Below are 19,168 nucleotides of genomic sequence, written 5' to 3' on the forward strand. Positions count from 1 at the left end.
CGCGCCACACTACCCGGCCGGACATACGGATGAGTTAAGCCACAGACCGATCTTGCCGAAGCGTGACCATCACATGCCGGCGATAAGTTTGTCCACCCTCTCGTCCACGCTGCGGAAGGGGTCCTTGCACAGCACGGTGCGCTGCGCCTGATCGTTGAGCTTCAGGTGCACCCAGTCGACGGTGAAGTCGCGGCGCTTCTCCTGCGCCTTGCGGATGAACTCCCCGCGCAGCCGCGCCCGGGTGGTCTGCGGCGGCACGGACTTGGCCTCGAAGATCTTCAGGTCGGAGGCCACCCGCTCCACCGCGCCGCGCTTCTGCAGGAGGTAGAACAGGCCACGGCGGCGGTGCACGTCGTGGTAGGCCAGGTCGAGCTGGGCGACCCGGGGGCTCGACAGGGGAAGGTCGTACTTCTTGCGGTAGCGCTCGATGAGCTGGTATTTGGTCACCCAGTCGATCTCCCTGGCGACCAGGTCCAGGTTGCCGGTCTCGACGGCGTTGAGCGTCCGCTCCCACAGCTCCAGCACCCGGTGGCTGATCTCGTCGCCGCCGCGGCGGTCGACGAAGTCGCGGGCCTTGGAGAGGTATTCCTGCTGGATCTCCAGCGAGGACGCCTCCCGGCCGTTGGCCAGCCGCACGCGCCGCCGCCCGGTCATGTCGTGGGAGACCTCCCGGATCGCCCGGATCGGGTTCTCCAGCGACAGGTCGCGCATCACCGTGCCCGCCTCGATCATGCGCAGCACCAGGTCGGTGGCGCCGACCTTGAGCAGCATGGTCGTCTCGCTCATGTTGGAGTCGCCGACGATGACGTGCAGGCGGCGGAAGCGCTCGGCGTCGGCGTGCGGCTCGTCACGGGTGTTGATGATGGGGCGCGACCGGGTGGTCGCGCTGGAGACGCCCTCCCAGATGTGCTCGGCCCGCTGGGAGACGCAGTAGACCGCTCCGCGGGGGGTCTGCAGCACCTTCCCGGCGCCGCAGACGATCTGCCGGGTCACCAGGAAGGGGATGAGCACGTCCGCCAGGCGGCCGAACTCGCCGTGCCGCCCGACCAGGTAGTTCTCGTGGCAGCCGTAGGAGTTTCCGGCCGAGTCGGTGTTGTTCTTGAACAGGTAGATGTCGCCGGCGATGCCCTCCTCGCGGAGCCTCTTCTCGGCGTCGACGAGGAGTCCCTCCAGGATGCGCTCCCCCGCCTTGTCGTGGGTGACGAGTTCCACGACGTTGTCACACTCGGGGGTGGCGTACTCGGGGTGGCTGCCCACGTCCAGGTAGAGGCGGGCGCCGTTGCGCAGAAAGACGTTGCTCGATCGGCCCCAGGAGACGACCCGGCGGAATAGATAACGCGCGACCTCGTCGGGTGACAGCCGCCGCTGCCCCCTGAACGTGCAGGTGACGCCGTACTCGTTCTCAAGCCCGAAGATGCGACGATCCATTGCCTCACACTATTCGCCGAACCCCTCTTGCGGGAGGGATCAATGGGGTTTTCGGTCGTACGGCTTATGCCCCCGGCGATGAACTGCTAAGCGCGAGCACGGCTCACACCCGGGTCCCCCGGCACGCTGGCCGTACCGGATCCCCGGTCGTCCCGGGCGCGTCGGCCGCCGCCCTGCCCGAAGATCTCGGCGACCCCGGCGCTCCGGCCGTCGCGGGCCGGGGAACGGCCGTGGCCGCCGGGACGGGGCCGGGGCGTGGCGCGGTTCACCTCGCGTCAGGTCGCCGGGGCCCCGATTCGGCTGCCCGGAAAAGTGTGATCGAAATCACGGGAAGGACGGCTCGCGGGACGTGCGGGCCCCGCCTTCCGGCGAGGCGCCCTTCAGAGGGCTCAGGGGGTGTAGATCTCCTGAAGCTTGACGATCTCACCGCGGTAGACCGTGATCAGCGAGGGGCGCTGGTACTTCTTGGCCCTGGTCAGCAAGGCCGTGCGGGAGCAGCGCTTGCTCCCCAGCCCCTGCTTGTTCACCGTGAAGCCCGCCAGGGTGGCCGAGCAGCCCAGGGCGCTGAGGAAGACGACGTTCTTGGCGACGGGTGAGGCGTAGGCGGCGACGTCCCCATCCGCCGGACCCACGAAGTGGCCCTCGCTGTATTTGTCCTTCACCCACTTGATCGGCTCGTACTCCACCTGGCCGGGGGCCACATGAGTGATCCAGCCGCGCAGGACGCCGTCCTTGCGGGAACTGATGCGCTTGGTGAAATCGTGGCCCGGGTCGGGCTGGAACGCCGTACCGAAGATCTTCGGCACGGGGAAGCCGGGGATCGCCGCGGCGTCGGCGGGGACCGCGCCGGCCAGGGCGACGGAGAGCACGGCGGCGGCCGTCAGGGAACGCTTCATGCCCGGTACGACGACGGCGGCGTGAATACGGTTGTCCGTTGGACAGGTGATCCACATCACACCGGCGGCGCGCCGTCCCCCGCGAGGGACGGCGCGCCGCCGGTGTGCGATCAGCCGTTCGAACCGGTGTCGACGTCTCCCTCGGGGGCGGTGGCCGGAGCCTCGGCCTCCCCGGGCGTCGCGGACGTGGCGGACGTGGCGGACCCCTCGGCCAGCAGGCGCTCCAGCCGCGGGCCGGCGAGCCGCAGGAACTTGCGGTGCGGACGGTTGCGGTCGAGCACCGCGACCTCCAGCTGGCTGGCCGGAGAGCGCTCACCGCCCGGCTCGGTCAGCGCGAACAGCGCCGCCTCCAGCGCCTCGGCCAGCGGCAGCCCGTCGCGGTAACGCTCCTTGAGCCGGCCCGCCACCGCCTCGGCCTGACCGCCCATCGCCACCAGACCGGTCTCGTCGAAGACCGAGCCGTCGAAGGTGAGGCGGTAGATGTGGTCCTCGTCGGAGGAGTCGCCGACCTCGGCCACCACGATCTCGACCTCGAACGGCTTCATCGACTCGGTGAAGATCTGGCCGAGGTTCTGCGCGTAGAGGTTGGCCAGGCCGCGCGCGGTGACGTCGTCGCGCGCGTAGTTGTAGCCGTTGATGTCGGCGTAGCGGATGCCGCCGAGACGCAGCGCCTCGAACTCGTTGTAGCGGCCGACCGCGGCGAACCCGATCCTGTCGTAGATCTCGCTGATCTTGTGCAGGGCCCGGGAGGGGTTGGGGGCGACGAACAGGATGCCGTGCTCGTACTGCAGCACGACGACGCTACGGCCCCGCGCGATCCCCTTTCGCGCGTAGTCCGCCTTGTCCCGCATCTGCTGCTCGGGCGAGACATATCCAAAAGGCATGGACACCTGGGGTGATCCTCTCGTGTTAGCGCAGCGGGGCGACGGGGCCGTCGGGGGAGCTCATCCGCTCTTGGAGGACGGTCTGGACGTGCCCGCCCACCTCCTCGTCGGACAGACGGTGGAAGCCGTCGGCGGTGATCTGCGCTACGACGGGCCAGATCTTACGGGTGACGTCGGGGCCGCCGGTCGCCGAGTCGTCGTCGGCGGCGTCGTACAGGGCGTGGATGAGCGTCAGCACGACCTCCTCGGGCGAGGCGTTCTCCCGGTAGAGCTTCTTCAGCGAGCCCCGCGCGAAGATCGAGCCGGAGCCGATCGAGTGGTACTGCTGCTGCTCGTAGGGGCCGCCTCCCACGTCGTAGCCGAAGATCCGGCCGCCGTCGATCTCGGGGTCGTAGGCGGCGAACAGCGGCACCACGACCAGGCCCTGCATCGCCATGCCGAGATTGCCGCGGATCATGGTGGCGAGCCGGTTGGCCTTGCCCGCCACGGAGAGCGTGCGGCCCTCCATCTTCTCGTAGTGCTCAAGCTCGACCCGGTAGAGCCGGGCCATCTCGATGCCCGTGCTCGCCGTCCCGGCGATGCCCATGCACGAGTAGTCGTCGGTGCGGAACACCTTCTCCATGTCTCGCTGGGAGATGATGTTTCCCGAGGTCGCCCGGCGGTCACCGGCCATCACCACGCCACCCGCGCAGGTCGCCGCGACGATCGTGGTGGCGTGTGGAATCCGGTCGCCGACCGGGGCTGCCAGGGTCTCGTTTCGGCCGGGCAACAAGTCCGGCGCGTAGGAGCCGACGAACTCGGTGAACGAGGAAATGCCGCTGTTCGTGAAGATGTGATTCACCATGCCGGCGGGCAGGTCCCTGTGCGATCCCACGCGACTCCCTCCAAAGGTGCGGTCCTTTAAGGCCCGACCTTACTCATCTTGCCGTGCTGCATGCACTTCCCTGGATCAGCTCAGCGCGAACCCCCTCCGGCCGGATCATTGAATCTTTACGCCCGAGTAAGCCCGTGTAATTGTCGAGTTGTCGTGACATGCCTCCACCCAGCAGAGGTCACCGTGAGACTCTTCCGCCGACCTGTCCTGATTGCGACACTGACGACCGCCGTCCTCGCGCTGCCCGCCTGCGGCTCCGGCGCCCCCGCCGGGGAAGAGGGCATCACCTTGACCATCACCGCCAACGCCATCTCCGGCGGCAAGAACGCGGCAGGCGCCGAGTGGATCAAACAGTGGGTCATCCCCAGGTTCGAGGCCGCGCAGAAGGCGGCGGGACATGAGGTCCGCGTGCTGTTCCAGCCGAACGGCGTGGGCGACGAGCAGTACAAGACCAAGGTCGCGCTGGACCTGAAGTCGAGGACCGGCGCCGACGTGATCGACCTCGACGGGATCTGGGTCGGCGAGTTCGCCCAGGCCGGATACCTCAAACCCCTCACCGAGCTGGGCGGGACGGCCGTCGAGACGTGGGAGGGGTGGAAGCAGATCCCCCAGGCCGTGCAGGGCCTGGGCATCTTCGAGGGCAAGAAGTACGGGCTGCCGCAGGGGACCGACGGACGGGTCCTGTACTACAACAGGGAGCTGTTTGGGAGAGCCGGCCTGCCGGAACCCTGGCAGCCGAGGAGCTGGCAGGAGATCCTCGACGCGGGAGCGGCGCTGAAGAGGCTGCCCGGCGTGACGCCGATCCAGATCAACGCGGGCACCGCGATGGGCGAGGCGACCACGATGCAGGGCGCGCTGCCCCTGCTGGCCGGCACCGGCACGGAGATCTACACCGGCGGCAGGTGGGCCGGCTCCTCGCAGGCGGTCAAGGACGTGCTGGAGTTCTACCGGCAGATCTACTCCGGCGGCCTGGGCGATCCGAAGCTCCAGCAGGAGGCCAAGGGCCGCGACAAGTCCTTCGCCGAGTTCGCCGACGGCAGGATCGGCATCCTGGCGGAGGGCGACTACTTCTGGCGGTCGGTGATCGACCCCAAGACGGGCGTGGCTCCGATGGCCGAGCGCGACCGGGTGGTGGGCTACGCCAGGATCCCGGCCAGGCGGCCCGGCGCCGGAGTCCGCGGCCAGGACTTCGTCAGCCTGTCCGGCGGGGCCGTACGGGTGCTGAACCCCTTCTCGAAGCATCCCCGGCAGGCGTGGGAGCTGCTGTCGTTCATGCACTCCGCCGAGGCGGTCAAGGCCGAACTGGCCGGAGCCGCCCGCGTCACCTCCCGCTCCGACGTCAACGCCGAGGTCCTCGCCGCCGACCCGATGCTGAGGTTCGTCTCCGAGGAGATCCTGCCGATCACCGTCTACCGCCCCGGCCTGGCCGTCTACCCCCAGGTGTCGGCGGCCCTGCAGGAGGCGACGGCGGACATCGTCTCCGGCAGGCCCGTCCAGGAGGCTGCCGCCGCCTACCGGGCCAAGGTGGAGGGGTTGGTCGGTGGCTCCGGCAACGTCGCCGACTGACCTGCGACGCGGAGCGTCGTGAGCCCGCGAGGGCGCGCCGGTGAACTGGACTGAGGAGCGAAGGAGCGAGGAACGAGCGGATGAGCGACGAGGGAAGTCACCGGTCACCAGCGCCCGAGCCGCGACGCGGAGCGTCGCCATGAGCCCGCGAGGGCGCGCCGGTGAACTGGACTGAGGAGCGAAGGAGCGAGGAACGAGCGGATGAGCGACGAGGGAAGTCACCGGTCACCAGCGCCCGAGCCGCGACGCGGAGCGTCGCCATGAGCCCGCGAGGGCGCGCCGGTGAACTGGACTGAGGAGCGAAGGAGCGAGGAACGAGCGGATGAGCGACGAGGGAAGTCACCGGTCACCAGCGCCCGAGCCGCGACGCGGAGCGTCGCCATGAGCACTGACGCGGCGGGGCTGGGGCGCGGCCGGGCGGTCGCGTTCGCGCTGCCCGCGCTCGTGCTCATCGGGACATTCCTGATCTTCCCGGCGATCTGGACCATCTACCTCGGGCTCACCGACTACCGGCTGACCGGGGCGGCGGCGGCCGACCCCCGGCTGGTGGGGGCCGGCAACTACGCCACCGCCCTGGGCGACGAGCGGTTCCGGGACTCGGTCTGGCTGACCGCGCAGTTCGTGCTGGGATCGGCGATCATCGGGCAGGCGGGACTGGGGTTCGCCCTCGCGTGGATCATGCGCGACCGGCGAGGACCCGTGCGCCGGGTCGTCGAGGCATTGGTGCTGCTGTCGTGGATCCTGCCGGGCTCGGTGGTGGCGTTCCTGTGGATCGCCCTGCTGGACCGCGACGGCGGCACCCTCAACGCCCTGCTCGGCACCCCCGGCGCGGCCTGGCTGCTCGACCACCCGATGTTGTCGATCATCGTGTTCAACACCTGGCGGGGCACCGCCTTCTCGATGATGCTCTACTCCGCGGCCCTGGAGAACGTGCCGCCGTCCCATCTGGAGACCGCCCGCCTGGCCGGGGCGTCCGCCCTCCAGCAGCTGCGCGACGTGGTCCTGCCCCGGATCAAGGGACACGTCCTGACCAACGTGCTGCTGACCAGCCTGTGGACGTTCAACGACTTCACCCCCTTCCTGATCACCGCCGGCGGCCCCGAGGGACGCTCGGAGATCCTGCCCGTCTACGTCTACAACGTGGCCCTGCGCGACGGGCGGCTCGGCTTCGGCGCGGCCGTCTCCCTCCTCATCCTCGCGATCAACCTCGTCTTCGCCCTGGCCTACCTGCGCCTGCTCCGCGACCGCCGGGAGGTCCCCGGATGAACCTCGTCGGGCACGTGCTCGGCCGGATCGCCTCGGCCGTCCTCCTCGCGGTCGTCGCCGCCTTCTTCGCGCTGCCGATGCTCTGGCTGGCCTCGGCGCCGTTCGACGCACACCCCTCGATCACGGTGTCGCTCCCGGAGTTCACGCTGGACAACTTCCGGGCCATCCTCGACAACCCCTACGCGCTCGGCTCCATCGGCAACTCGATCATCCAGGCGGGCGGCGCGGCGGCCCTCGTGGTCGTCCTGGCCGCGCTGGCCGCCTACGCCCTGTCCCGGGTCAGGGTGCCCGGCCGCGACGCGCTGCTCTACGTGCTGCTGCTGATGTCGTCGGTGGTCACCGGGACCGCGGCGATGGTGCCGATCTTCGAGCTGGCCTCCCGCCTCGACCTGGTCGACACCCATCTGGGGGTCGTCCTCACCGTCTCCGGTGGCCTGCTCCCCGCGGCGATCTTCATCCTGAAGGACTTCATGGACGCCACCCCCACCTCCTACGAGGAGTCAGCGCGGGTCTTCGGCGCCTCACCGCTGCAGATCCTGCGGCACATCGTCGTCCCGACGGTGCGGCCGGGCCTGGCCACGATCGCGGTGTGGGCCGTGGCCAACGTGTGGGGCGGCTTCCTGCTCCAGTACATCCTGCTGCGCGACCCGGGGAAATCCCCCGGCTCGGTCGTCCTCTACACCCTCTACACCGAGGGCGGCCAGCCCGACCTCTCCCTCATCTCGACGTTCTCGCTGCTCTACTCGCTGCCGGTGGTACTGATGTACCTGTTCGTCAGCAGCAGGTACGGCTTCCGCTTCCATGGAGGGATCAAGCGGTGATCTCCGTGCACGGCCTGACCAAGGTGTTCCCCGGCGGAGTGCGGGCGCTCGACTCCCTCGACCTCGACATCGGAGAGGGCGAGTTCTTCGCGCTGCTGGGCCCCTCCGGCTGCGGCAAGACCACGCTGCTGCGGAGCATCGCCGGCCTCGAGACCCCCACCTCGGGGAGGATCGGCATCGGCGGGACCGACGTGACCGCGCTCGCGCCCGGCCGCCGCGACGTCGCCATGGTGTTCCAGGACTACGCCCTCTTCCCCCACATGGACGTCGCCGCCAACATCGCCTACCCGCTGCGGATAAAGAAGACGCCCCGCGCCCGGCGCGAGGCCAGGGCCGCCGAGGTCGCCGACCGGCTCAGCCTGACCGGACTGCTCGGCAGGCGCCCCGGGCAGCTCTCGGGCGGCCAGCAGCAGCGGGTCGCCCTCGCGCGGGCCATCGCCTGCCGTCCCCGGGTGTTCCTGTTCGACGAGCCCCTGTCCAACCTCGACGCCCGGCTCCGCCTGGAGGCCCGCACCTTCCTCAAACGCCTGCAGGACGAGCTCGGCGTCACCACCGTGTTCGTCACCCACGACCAGGGCGAGGCCCTCGCGCTGGCCCACCGGATCGCCGTCATGGACGCCGGGCGGATCGCCCAGATCGGCACCCCTGCCGAGATCTTCCACCGGCCCGCCACGACCTTCGTCGCCTCCTTCATCGGCTCGACCCCGATGAACCTGCTGCCCGGCACGGTCGGCGACGGCGTGCTCCACGTGGCGGGGGCCGCGCTGCCCGCGCCCGGTGACCTGCCCGAGGGGGAGCCCATCGTGTACGGCGTGCGTCCCGAGTACACCGACCTGTCGGCCACCCGGCGCGAGGACGGCTTCCCCGGCGAGGTCGCCGTCCTGGAGAACCTCGGCACCGCCAGCCTCGTCACCCTGCAAGGCCCGGACCACCTCGTCCAGGCCGTCGTCGGCGAGGGCCACGAGCCCGCCGTCGGCACGGCCGCCTGGGCCGTCCCCCGGCGCGGACGCGCCCTCGTCTACCACGACGGCCGGCTGGCGGGCCAGGCATGAGGGCGCTGCGCGTCACCGGCCGCTGGACCCCGGAGGACCGCCTGGCCTCCCCCGTCCACGACGTCCCGTTCGAGCTGCCCGCCGACGCCCGCGGTTTCACCGTCCGGCTCTCCTACGACCGCTCCGCGGGCGTGCTGGACCTCGGCTGCCACGGGCCGCTGGGCTTCCGCGGCTGGTCCGGCGGCGCCCGCTCCGAATACACGATCACCCCCGCCTGGGCCACCCCCGGCTACCTGTCCGGCGAGCCCGAACCCGGCCTCTGGCGGATCCTGCTCGGCCTCCACCGCGTCCCGCCGGGCGGCCTGCCGTACGAGCTGAGCGTCATCCCGCACCTGTCCCCGCCCGTCACGCCGCCCGCCGGGCCCGGCCTGCGGCCCCCTCCCCCGCCCCGCGAGCCGGCCGCGACCAGGCGCGGCCTGCCCTCGCTCGGCGGGCTGCGCTGGCTCGCCGGGGACCTGCACACCCACACCGTCCACTCCGACGGCTCGCTCAGCGTCTCCGAGCTCGCCTGCCTGGCCGCCGACCGGGGCCTGGACTTCCTCGCCGTCACCGACCACAACACCGTCAGCCACCACACGGAGCTGCCCGCCGCCGCCACCTACGCCGCCATCACCCTCATCCCCGGCCAGGAGGTCACCACCGACCTCGGCCACGCCAACGCCTTCGGCGACATCGGCTGGATCGACTTCCGCGACAGCCCCGACCTGTGGGCGCGGACCGTGCGGGACAGGGGCGGGGTGCTGTCGATCAACCATCCCGTCGCCGGCGACTGCGCGTGGCGCCACCCCATGACCGCGCGGCCGCCCGCCGTCGAGGTGTGGCACTGGAGCTGGTGGGACCGGACCTGGGGCGCGCCGCTGGCCTGGACGCAGCTCTGGTCGGCCGGGGCGACGATGATCGGCGGCAGCGACTACCACCGGCCCGAGGAGGGCCACCCGCCCGGCGACCCCACCACCTGGGTGCTCGCCGGCGACCCCCTCGAAGGGCTGCGCGCCGGCGGCACCGCCGTGTCCGCCACCCCCGACGGGCCGCTGCTGCTCCGCCACGGCGACGACTTCCTCATCGTCGGCGGCGACGGGCTGGTGCTGTGGGGGCCGGACACCCGCCGGGCCGTCATCGGCGACAGGGTCACCGTCCCGGCCCGGCCCGGACCCCACCGGCTGGAGACCTACCGCAACGAGGTGATGGCACTGTGCACGTGAAGGTCGCGATCGCGGGGCTGGGGGTCGCCGCGCAGGTCATCTACCTGCCGCTGCTGGCCAGGCGCCGGGAGCTGTTCGAGGTGACCGCCGTGTGCGACCTCGACCCCGCGCAGGCCGAGTCCATCGGGCGGCAGAGCGGGGCGCGGTGGTTCGCCGACCCCGCGGCGATGCTCGACCACGGCGGCTTCGACGCGCTCGTCGTGCTCACCCCCGGATCCCACGGGGCCCTCGTCGCCGCCGCGCTGGAGCGCGGCCTGGCCGTACTGTGCGAGAAACCCCTCGCCTACAGCCAGGCCGAGGCCCGCGCGCCGGGCGACACAACGCGGCTGATGGTGGGCTACATGAAGCAGTACGACCCGGCCGTACGGCGGGCGGTCGCGCTCCTGGCAGGACGCCCCGTCCGGCACCTGGACGTCACCGTGCTCCACCCCACCGGCGAGGCCCAGCTCGCCTTCGCCCGCGTCCGGCCCTCACGCCCCTCCCCGGCGGCCCTCGAACCGTGGCTCAGAGCCGACGAGGAGGCCCTGGACGCCGCCCTGGGGGCCGCCTCCGCACCGATCAGGTCGCTGTACTCCGGAGTCGTGCTCGGCAGCCTCAGCCACGACCTGGCGCTGATGCGCACCTTCGGCGGCCCGCCCGCCGGCGTCGAGCACACCGCCGTGTGGGACGGGCCCTCCCTGGAGGTCTGCGGGGCACTGGAGCGGGGCCGCTACAGCCTGCGCTGGCACTACCTGCCCCGCCACCCCGCCTACCGGGAGACCGTCAGCGTCCACCACGAGGACGGCACGCTGGAGCTGGTCTTCCCCTCCCCCTACCTGATGAACGCCCCCACCGTCCTGACCTCCAGCTCCCTGGACGGGACCACGGAGGTCAGGACGGTCCACCGCGACATGTCCGAGGCCTTCGAACGCCAGCTTGAGGCCTTCCACGCCCTCGTCACCGAGGGCACTCCCCCGCTCACCGGGCTCGCCGGCGGCCTGGCGGACATCGTGACGGCCCAGAAGATCATCAAATCGGTCGCCGGCCCGTCCATCGGAGGCGAGGCGCGTGACGCCTGACATCGTGGTCGTCCCCCACACCCACTGGGACCGCGAGTGGTATCTGCCCTTCCAGCGGTTCCGGCTCGGCCTGGTCCGCATGCTCGACGAGGTCCTCGACACCATGGCCGCCGACCCCGGCTACCGCTTCACCATGGACGGCCAGCTCGCCGCCCTGGAGGACTACCTGGAGATCCGCCCGGAACGGCTCCCCGCCGTCAGACGGCTCGTCGCCGAGGGCCGCTTCGCCGCCGGGCCGTGGCTCATCCTCGCCGACGAGTTCCTCTGCTCAGGGGAGACCCTGATCCGCAACCTGGAGTACGGCATGCGCGGCGCCGCCGAACTCGGCGGCGTCATGCGGGTCGGATACCTGCCCGACCAGTTCGGCCACTGCGCCCAGATGCCGCAGATCCTGCGCCAGGCCGGCCTCGAACACGCCTGCCTGTGGCGCGGCGTGCCCGCCTCGGTCGACCGCGACGCCTTCGCCTGGATCGGCGCCGACGGCACCGCCGTCCGCACCCAGTACCTGCCCGGCGGGTACGGCAACGCCGTCGCGCTGTTCAGCGGTCCCCCGCAGGCCCTCGCCGACCGCCTCGCCGCCTTCACCGAGACGCTGCGCCCCTGGCACCCCGCCGGCCCCCTGCTCGCCATGTACGGCGCCGACCACAGCGCCCCCGCCGCCGACATCACCGCCGCCGGGCTGCGCATCGCCACCCTCCACGACTACGTCACCGCCCAGGACCCCTCCGTCACGGACCTGCCGGCCGTCCACGGCGAGCTGCGCTCCCACGCCCGCGCCAACATCCTGCCCGGCGTCATCTCCGCGCGCATACCCGCCAAGCAGGCCATGGCCCGCGCCGAGCGCGTCGTCACCCGCTACGCCGAGCCCCTGTCGGCACTCTGGCTGCCCGGCGGCACGGCCGCCGCGAAACTGCTCGACATGGCCTGGCGCCGCCTCATCGCCTGCAGCGGCCACGACTCCATCACCGGCTGCGGCGCCGACGAGACCGCCCAGCAGGTCGCCGCCCGCATCGCCGAGGCCGAGCAGATCGGCCAGGCCGTCGTCGACATGGTCAGCGCCTCCCTCTCCGACCGGGCCTCCCGCGACGCCCTCGTGGTCGTCAACCCCTCTCCCTTCCCGCGCACGGCCCTCGTCCTGGCCGACCTGCCCGAGAGCCGGGCCGCCCTGTCCGCCCCGGACGGCGGCCGGGTGCCGTCACAACGGCTGGAGCTGGCCCCCACCCTCCTCGACGAGACCGTCATGGACGACCTCACCCAGCTCCTCGGCCGGATCCACGAACGCGAGCTCTTCGGCCAGGAGATCGTCTCCTGGTCCGCCGACGGCGACGTCTTCACCATCGTCGTCGGCCGCCACGCCACCACCGGCTACGACTACGCCGACCTCCGCGCGGCGGTCCTGGACGGCGCCGCCGCCCGGCCCGGCCCCTGGCGGGTGCGCACCTGCGCCGAACCGGTCGTCACCGTCGCCGCCCACGTCACCGTCGCGCCGTTCGGCCGCACCGTCCTCACCTCCGTTCCCGCCCCGGCCCCGGCCCAGGTCCCGGACGGCCCCGGCTGGGCACGCCCCGCCGAGGGCACGCTCGACAACGGCCTGCTGCGCGTCACCGTCGCCCCCGACGGCACCCTGTCGCTGTTCGCGGACGGCGCCGAGGCCCACGGCGTGGGCCGCGTCGTCGACGGCGGCGACGCCGGCGACACCTACAACCATGCCCCGCCCCGCGCCGACACCCTCGTCGACACCCCCGGCCGGGTCGAGGTCGAGAGCGTCTGCACCGGGCCGCTGGTGTCGGTGCTGGAGATCCGCCGCGACTACGCCTGGCCGTCCGCCGCCACCCCGGAGGGCCGCTCGCCGGTCACCGAGAACGTCACCGTCACCACCAGGGCCGAGCTCCGCGCGGGCGAGCCCTACCTGCGCCTGGAGATGTCCTTCGACAACCGCTGCCGCGACCACCGGGTCCGCTGGCACGCGCCCCTCCCCTCCCCCGCGGCGGAGTCCTTCTCCGAAGGGCAGCTCTCGATCGTACGGCGCGGCCTGACCGGTGAGGGCGGCTGCGGCGAGGAGCCCCTGCCCACCTTCCCCGCCGAGGGCTTCGTCACCGCGGGCGGCCTGGCGGTCCTGCTGGATCAGGTGACCGAGTACGAGCTGACCGGCGGCGAGCTGGCGCTCACCCTGATCCGCTCGGTGGGCCTGCTGTCCAGCAACCGCAACGCCTACCGCGACGAACCCGCCGGACCCCAGCTGCCCACCCCCGCCGCCCAGTGCCCCGGACCGGTCACCACCCGCCTGGCCGTGCTGCCCCACCCGGGCACCTGGCACGAGGCGGGACTGCCGCGCCTGGCGGAGGAGTATCGGCACGCGCTGCTGGCCGTACCGGGGTCGGGCCGCGCCGCCGCCTCCCCGGGCGCCGGGGGGCCGGGCATGTCTCCGGAGCAGGCCGGCGCGTCCCTCGCCGTCGAGGGCACGGGCGTGGTGCTCACGGCGCTGCGCGAGCGAGGCGACGTGCTGGAGATCCGCGTCGTGGCCGAGCACCCCACGGCCACCGAGGCCGTCGTCCGCGGGCCGTTCGGTGCCGCCCGCCGCGCCGACGTGCTCGGCGTGGCGGGCGAGCGGCTGGAGGTCACCGGCGGTGTCGTACGGCTACCGCTGCGTCCCTTCGAGATCGCGACCCTTCACCTGACGAGAGCGGGCTGAGCGCGCCGCCCCCGTCCTCCGTCATGGCGGTCTCCTCCTAGCCCCGGTCGCCTCGCCGCTCGCCCGGCGGTGCCCCGCCCCTCCCCGTCCGGTGGATCGAACCGTCCCGCCCGGCGGGCATCGGGTCTCGGTGGTGCCGTGGGGCGGCTCGGCGTGCGGTCGCGGCCGGGGGTTCCCCGCTCCGGCCGCCCTCTCGACCCGGACGTGACAGGGCCGCGCCGGCCGGTCCATATGATCGGGATCGATTATCGCTGAATTCGGCCCGCGTTTTGATCTCTCGGTATTTCGGATGGTATTCGTGCCCCCGGAAACCGCGGACCGATTCCGGACGGCCCGCCTTCCCGGCCGCGCGTTTTCGAGGGGTCGCGGTGGAGCGCCTCTTGAAGCACTCCCCGCGGTGGCGGGCGCGGCCGTCCGCCGTCCGCGTGCGGAGACCGGGCCGGCCGGCCCGCGGCCGGGACAGGTTTTCGGACTCGCGGCGAATCCCCTCGCGCCCCTGCCCCTGAAAGCGGACCTCTCCTCTACTGTCCGCCCTTTTGCACGTAACTCCTCACGAACTCCTCGGCGTTCTCCTCGAGCACCTCGTCGATCTCGTCGAGGATCGCGTCGACGTCGTCCGAGAGCTTCTCGTTGCGCTCCTGGACGTCGGAGGAGTCCACCGCGGTGGTCTCCTCCACCTCCTTGTCACTCCGGCTGGTGTGCTTCTGGCCGCCGGTGTCCTTGCTCGCCATCTGTGGCACCTCCGCTTGGGGGACGCTTGTGACTCATATCTTCCCCGAACCGGCGGACATTGCGCGCGGATCGTCCCGCGATCTTTGCGGGAGCCCGCCGAGGCCGCCCCCGAGGTCCTGCCTGCAAGAGAACCCCCTCCCGCCCCCTGAGGCAAATTCTTTCCGGTTGACTGGATAGCATCCCTATCCAATAATTGGCTAGCGTCACTATCCAATGGAAGGACCCCCATGTCGCCGTCATCGCTGAGCATCGCCGGAGTGCTCCTGATCACCGTGCCCACCATCGCCTTCGGCGGGCTCTCCCTGCTCGCGCACATCATGCGCAACATCCCCGGCTACCTGGACAACCCGGTACGGCGGGGCCTGTGGCGGGCCGGACACGCCCACGCGGGCATCCTGGTGCTCTTCGCGCTGGTCGCGATGGTCTACATCGACCAGGCCGACCTGTCCGACGGCATGAAGACCCTGACCCGCATCCTGATCGTGGCGGCGCCGATCCTCATGCCGATCGGCTTCTTCCTGTCGGTCGTGCGCCCCTCGGACACCAAGCCGAACAGGCTGATCTGGCTGGTGGCCCTCGGTGGAGTGTCGCTGGGCGCCGGGACGTTGACGTTGGGCATCGGCCTCGTCTGACCGTCTTTACAACGTAGATTCGTATATTTCAGAGCTTTTCTGACACGCCCGGACCGTTCCAGTTAGGCCGCGGGGGTGCGAGACTGCGATCATTGACGGGTGAGCACCATCGTCGCCAGCCGGTACAAACTCGTCTCCCCCGTCGGCCGCGGAGCGACCGGCGTCGTCTGGCGTGCCTACGACCTGCTACTGGAGCGGGAAGTGGCGCTCAAGGAGATCGCCCTCCCTCCCGGCCCCGAGGCGGCCGAGCGGCGGCGGCGGGTGGTGCGCGAGGCGCGGATGGCGGCGCGGCTGAGCCACCGGGGCATCGTCACGGTGCACAACCTGGCCGAGGAGGCCGAACGGCTCTGGATCGTCATGGAGTTCCTGGAGGCCCTGACCCTGCACGACACGCTGGTGCAGGCGGGGCCGCTCCCGGCGGACCTGGTGGCCGCGATGGGGCGCCGTCTGCTGGAGGCCCTGCGGCACGCGCACGACGGCGGGGTGATCCACCGCGACATCAAGCCGGCCAACATCATGCTGACCGGCGACCGGGTGGTGCTGGCCGACTTCGGCTTCGCCGCGCCGGAGGGGACGGCGAGCACCTCGATGCGGGGCACGCCGGCGTTCATCGCGCCGGAGGCCCTGCACGGCCGGGGCGGCACCCGCGAGGCGGACATGTGGTCGTTCGGGGCGACCCTCTACATGGCGGTGGAGGGCCGGACACCGTTCCGGACGGTCACCTCGATGGCCGCCCTGGTGGAGGCGTTGCGGGAGCCGGCGCGCGCGCCTCGCCGGGCGGGCCCCCTGGAGCCGATCCTGCGCGGGCTGCTGCGCAAGGACCCCAGAGCGCGGCTGAGCGCCGAGCGGACCTCGGCGATGCTGGCCGATGTCCGCTGTTTCAGCGCGGCCTGATCCGGCGCGGCCGATTGTCGGCGGAGATTAAGAAGTCAAATCAATACCTCACCACATCCGTGCTACTCAATCGTTATGCGTAATCACGTATCGCGGCGACATCATGCACCGTTCCAGATGAAAATATGAATCAGCTGAGGGGCCCGGCTTCTACTGCAACGGGTGGTTCATGGGAACGGGAACGGGAAAGACGCGCCTGCTGGGCGGTCGTTATCAGCTGACTTCGCCGATGGGCCGGGACGGCGTGGGCATCATGTGGCGTGCCCACGATTCACGGCTCCGCCGAAATGTGGCGATCAAGGAAATTCAGCCGCACTTCCGGGATCACGGGGCAGACCTGGAGGAGGCACGCCGCCGGGCGCTGCGCGAGGCGCGCTCGGCCGGGCGGCTGAGCCATCCGGCGGTGATCTCCGTGCACGACCTGCTGGAGGAGGGCGGCCGGCTCTGGATCGTGATGGAGCTGCTGGAGGCCCTCACGCTGAAGGAGACGGTGCGGCACCTGGGCCATCTGCCGGTCCACTGGGCGGCCTGGATCGGCTTCCAGCTGCTGTCGGGGCTACGGCACGCGCACGGGGCCGGCGTGCTGCACCGGGACATCAATCCGGGCAACATCCTGCTGACCGGCGACCGGGTGGTGCTGTCGGATTTCGGCATCGCGGCGCTGAGCGGGGAGGCGAGCGCGTCGACGACCGTGCCGATCGGCTGCGCGCCCGCCTACACGGCGCCGGAGCGGCTGCGGGGCAGGGCGGCCACCCCGGCGGCCGACCTGTGGTCCTTCGGGGCGTGCCTGTATTTCGCGGTGGAGGGGCGCTCGCCCTATCCCGAGTCCGGCTCGCTGGCGGTGCTGAGCACGGCGATGAGCAGGAATCCGGAGCCGCCGGCGAAGGCCGGGCCGCTCTGGACGGTCCTCGAAGGGCTGCTCCGGCGCGATCCGGCAGCCCGCGTGTCCGCCGGTCAGGCGGCGCGCCTGCTGTCGGAGATCCTCCGGCTGGAGGGGGTCGCGGTGGCGCCGCCGCAGCTGCCGGCGGCGCGCTTCCCCGCCGGGCCCTTCACGTCGTAGGCCGGCTCCTCCCCGGCGCTGAGCCTCGCACGGGGGCCGCGGGGGACCGGTGGCACGCCCGCACGAACCGGGCGGCCAGCTGGGGGCTGCCGGCCCAGTGCAGGTGCAGGTAGGAGGCGACCACCCGGTCGTCGGCGAACCCGTCGGCACCGCCCCGCCAGCGGAACAGGGGCCGCTCCGGCGCGGGCCGTACGGCGGTGCGGTGGAACTCGTGCCCGCGATACCGCTCGCCGTCCCTGGTCAGCGCCGAGTCCCGGACGGCCACCGCGTCCCGGTAGCCGAGGGTGAGCGAGCCGGTCATCCCGGCCTCGATGTCCAGGACCCCGCACATCGGCCTGCCGTCCAGCTCCCTGGCGAGGTACAGCAGGCCCGCGCACTCGGCGGAGATCGGCCCGCCGAAGGCGGCGACCTGCTCGCGCAGCGGCTCGTTGGCGGACAGCTCGGCCGCGTAGACCTCGGGAAAGCCGCCGCCGACGACGATCCCCCGCGTCCCTTCGGGCAGGGCCTCGTCGGTGAGCGGGTCGAAGGTGACGACCTCCGCTCCGGCGGCCGTCAGCAGCTCGGCCTGCTCGGTGTAGCCGAAGGTGAACGCCTGGCCGCCCGCGACCGCGATTCTCGCCGGGGCACGGGCGCTCTCCGGGGCCGGCGCGGCCCGCGTGGCCGGCGCGCCGGACGTGGCCGCCGCGGGGCCTGTGAGGGCCGTGGCCGGGCCGGGCGCCCACGGGCGGGCGCATAGTGGCGGGGCCGTGCGTGCGAGCCGTACCAGCTCCTCCAGGTCGCAGGAGTCCTCGACGAGGGCGGCGGCGGCGTCCATGGCCAGGGTGGCGCGTGTCCGGCGTTCGGCGGCGGGGACGAGGCCGAGGTGCCGGGAGGGGGTGGCGACGGCGTCGCTGCGGCGGATCGCGCCCAGCACCGGGACGCCGCTCTCGGCGAGGGCCTCGCGGCAGATGTCCTCGTGCCGGGCGGAGCCGATCCGGTTGAGGATCACCCCGCCGAACCTGAGCCGGGTGTCGTAGGAGGCGAACCCGTGCACGAGCGCGGCCACCGACCGGCTCTGCTTCGCCGCATCCACGACCAGGACCACGGGGGCGTCGAGCAGCCTGGCGACATGGGCGGTGGAGGCGAACTCGCTCGCGCCCGCCCCGTCGTACAGGCCCATCACCCCTTCGACCACGGCGAGGTCGGCCCCGGCCGCGCCGTGCAGGAACAGCGGGGCGATGAGATCCTCGCCCACCAGCCACGGGTCGAGGTTGCGCCCGGGACGGCCGGTGGCCATGGCGTGGTAGCCGGGATCGATGTAGTCGGGGCCCACCTTGTGCGGGGAGACCGCCATCCCCCGGCGGGTGAGGGCGGCCATCAGCCCGGTCGCCACGGTGGTCTTCCCGGCTCCCGAGGCCGGGGCGGCGACTACCAGGCGGGCTACCATTCGATGCCCTTCTGGCCTTTCTGCCCGGCGTCCATGGGGTGCTTGACCTTGCCCATCTCCGTCACCAGGTCGGCGGCGGCGAGCAGGCGGGGATCGGCGTCGCGGCCGGTGACCACGACGTGCTGGCCGCCCGGACGCCCGCCCAGGGTCTCGACCACCTCGTCGACGTCGATCCAGCCCCATTTCATGGGGTAGGTGAACTCGTCGAGCACGTACAGGCGGAAGGTCTCGGCGGCGAGGTCGCGTTTGATCTGCTCCCAGCCCTCACGGGCGTCGGCGGCGTGGTCCTCCTCGGTGCCCGGCCGCTGGATCCAGGACCAGCCCTCCCCCATCTTGTGCCAGGAGACCGTTCCCCCCTCGCCGGAGTCGCCGAGCACCCGCAGGGCACGTTCCTCGCCGATGCGCCACTTGGCGGACTTGACGAACTGGAACACCCCGATCGGCCAGCCCTGGTTCCATGCGCGCAGGGCCAGGCCGAAGGCCGCGGTGGACTTGCCCTTGCCGGGGCCGGTGTGCACGATCAGCAGCGGCCGGGTGCGGCGCTGCCGGGTGGTCAGGCCGTCCTCGGGCACGCTGACCGGTCTGCCCTGAGGCATCGTCAATCACCTTTCACTGTCATGCGTTCACTGTCCTGCGGCTCACTGTTATGCGTTCACTGTCCTGCGGCTCGCTGTCATGCGGCTCG

Annotated in this window: 17 protein-coding genes; 10 read left to right on the top strand and 7 right to left on the bottom strand. The window is 71.8% G+C overall.

Annotated elements, in window-relative coordinates:
• Positions 1 to 69: 69 nt before the first annotated feature.
• The 4 genes from pafA to prcB form a co-directional block, all read right to left on the bottom strand.
• Complete coding sequence (gene pafA / locus SROS_RS28275) at positions 70 to 1,428, bottom strand: Pup--protein ligase (RefSeq protein ID WP_012892338.1); 1,359 nt, start codon at positions 1,426 to 1,428, stop codon at positions 70 to 72.
• 389 nt (positions 1,429 to 1,817) lie between these two features.
• Positions 1,818 to 2,324, bottom strand: a complete 507-nt coding sequence (locus SROS_RS28280) for a hypothetical protein (protein ID WP_043653130.1) — start codon at positions 2,322 to 2,324, stop codon at positions 1,818 to 1,820.
• A 110-nt stretch (positions 2,325 to 2,434) separates the two neighbouring features.
• Positions 2,435 to 3,208, bottom strand: a complete 774-nt coding sequence (gene prcA / locus SROS_RS28285) for a proteasome subunit alpha (protein WP_012892340.1) — start codon at positions 3,206 to 3,208, stop codon at positions 2,435 to 2,437.
• Positions 3,209 to 3,233: 25 nt separating this feature from the next.
• Positions 3,234 to 4,082, bottom strand: coding sequence for a proteasome subunit beta (gene prcB / locus SROS_RS28290; protein ID WP_012892341.1), 849 nt, complete (start codon positions 4,080 to 4,082; stop codon positions 3,234 to 3,236).
• Between the two features lie 183 nt (positions 4,083 to 4,265).
• Here prcB and SROS_RS28295 point away from each other — a divergent pair, with 183 nt between their 5' ends.
• From SROS_RS28295 to SROS_RS28325, 7 genes are all read left to right on the top strand, one after another.
• Entirely contained in the window at positions 4,266 to 5,648 is a 1,383-nt protein-coding gene (locus tag SROS_RS28295; protein ID WP_012892342.1) for an extracellular solute-binding protein, read from the top strand.
• A gap of 381 nt (positions 5,649 to 6,029) precedes the next feature.
• Positions 6,030 to 6,914: a carbohydrate ABC transporter permease gene (locus SROS_RS28300; protein WP_012892343.1), complete on the top strand. Its 885-nt coding sequence runs from the start codon at positions 6,030 to 6,032 to the stop codon at positions 6,912 to 6,914.
• Positions 6,911 to 7,735 carry a carbohydrate ABC transporter permease gene (locus tag SROS_RS28305; protein WP_012892344.1) on the top strand — a complete coding sequence of 275 codons (825 nt, stop codon included), beginning with the start codon at positions 6,911 to 6,913 and terminating at the stop codon, positions 7,733 to 7,735. Before SROS_RS28300 ends, SROS_RS28305 begins: the two co-directional genes overlap by 4 nt.
• Entirely contained in the window at positions 7,732 to 8,787 is a 1,056-nt protein-coding gene (locus SROS_RS28310; RefSeq protein WP_012892345.1) for an ABC transporter ATP-binding protein, read from the top strand. Before SROS_RS28305 ends, SROS_RS28310 begins: the two co-directional genes overlap by 4 nt.
• A complete protein-coding gene (locus SROS_RS28315) occupies positions 8,784 to 9,989 on the top strand; it encodes a CehA/McbA family metallohydrolase (protein ID WP_012892346.1) in 1,206 nt (401 codons plus the stop codon). The genes SROS_RS28310 and SROS_RS28315 overlap by 4 nt, the downstream gene beginning before the upstream one ends.
• The gene (locus SROS_RS28320; protein WP_012892347.1) at positions 9,980 to 11,047 is read left to right on the top strand and encodes a Gfo/Idh/MocA family protein; all 1,068 of its coding nucleotides are present in this window, start codon (positions 9,980 to 9,982) and stop codon (positions 11,045 to 11,047) included. The genes SROS_RS28315 and SROS_RS28320 overlap by 10 nt, the downstream gene beginning before the upstream one ends.
• A complete protein-coding gene (locus SROS_RS28325) occupies positions 11,037 to 13,739 on the top strand; it encodes a glycoside hydrolase family 38 N-terminal domain-containing protein (RefSeq protein WP_012892348.1) in 2,703 nt (900 codons plus the stop codon). The genes SROS_RS28320 and SROS_RS28325 overlap by 11 nt, the downstream gene beginning before the upstream one ends.
• Before the next feature lie 521 nt (positions 13,740 to 14,260).
• On the opposite strand, the gene SROS_RS28330 is transcribed toward SROS_RS28325, so the two are convergent.
• The gene (locus tag SROS_RS28330; protein WP_012892349.1) at positions 14,261 to 14,470 is read right to left on the bottom strand and encodes a ubiquitin-like protein Pup; all 210 of its coding nucleotides are present in this window, start codon (positions 14,468 to 14,470) and stop codon (positions 14,261 to 14,263) included.
• A gap of 228 nt (positions 14,471 to 14,698) precedes the next feature.
• Between SROS_RS28330 and SROS_RS28335 the strand changes: the two genes are divergently transcribed.
• The 3 genes from SROS_RS28335 to SROS_RS28345 all read left to right on the top strand — a co-directional run bounded on the left by SROS_RS28335 (position 14,699) and on the right by SROS_RS28345 (position 17,057).
• Positions 14,699 to 15,103 carry a hypothetical protein gene (locus tag SROS_RS28335; RefSeq protein ID WP_012892350.1) on the top strand — a complete coding sequence of 135 codons (405 nt, stop codon included), beginning with the start codon at positions 14,699 to 14,701 and terminating at the stop codon, positions 15,101 to 15,103.
• A 99-nt stretch (positions 15,104 to 15,202) separates the two neighbouring features.
• A complete protein-coding gene (locus tag SROS_RS28340) occupies positions 15,203 to 15,997 on the top strand; it encodes a serine/threonine-protein kinase (RefSeq protein ID WP_012892351.1) in 795 nt (264 codons plus the stop codon).
• A gap of 169 nt (positions 15,998 to 16,166) precedes the next feature.
• Positions 16,167 to 17,057: a serine/threonine-protein kinase gene (locus SROS_RS28345; protein ID WP_012892352.1), complete on the top strand. Its 891-nt coding sequence runs from the start codon at positions 16,167 to 16,169 to the stop codon at positions 17,055 to 17,057.
• Here the strand turns inward: SROS_RS28345 and SROS_RS28350 are convergent.
• The gene (locus tag SROS_RS28350; RefSeq protein WP_012892353.1) at positions 17,047 to 18,483 is read right to left on the bottom strand and encodes a cobyrinic acid a,c-diamide synthase CobB; all 1,437 of its coding nucleotides are present in this window, start codon (positions 18,481 to 18,483) and stop codon (positions 17,047 to 17,049) included. The genes SROS_RS28345 and SROS_RS28350 overlap by 11 nt on opposite strands.
• The gene (cobO, locus tag SROS_RS28355) at positions 18,477 to 19,079 is read right to left on the bottom strand and encodes a cob(I)yrinic acid a,c-diamide adenosyltransferase (protein ID WP_012892354.1); all 603 of its coding nucleotides are present in this window, start codon (positions 19,077 to 19,079) and stop codon (positions 18,477 to 18,479) included. Before cobO ends, SROS_RS28350 begins: the two co-directional genes overlap by 7 nt.
• Positions 19,080 to 19,168: the final 89 nt, after the last annotated feature.

This window comes from Streptosporangium roseum DSM 43021, from assembly GCF_000024865.1.
Classification (GTDB): domain Bacteria; phylum Actinomycetota; class Actinomycetes; order Streptosporangiales; family Streptosporangiaceae; genus Streptosporangium; species Streptosporangium roseum.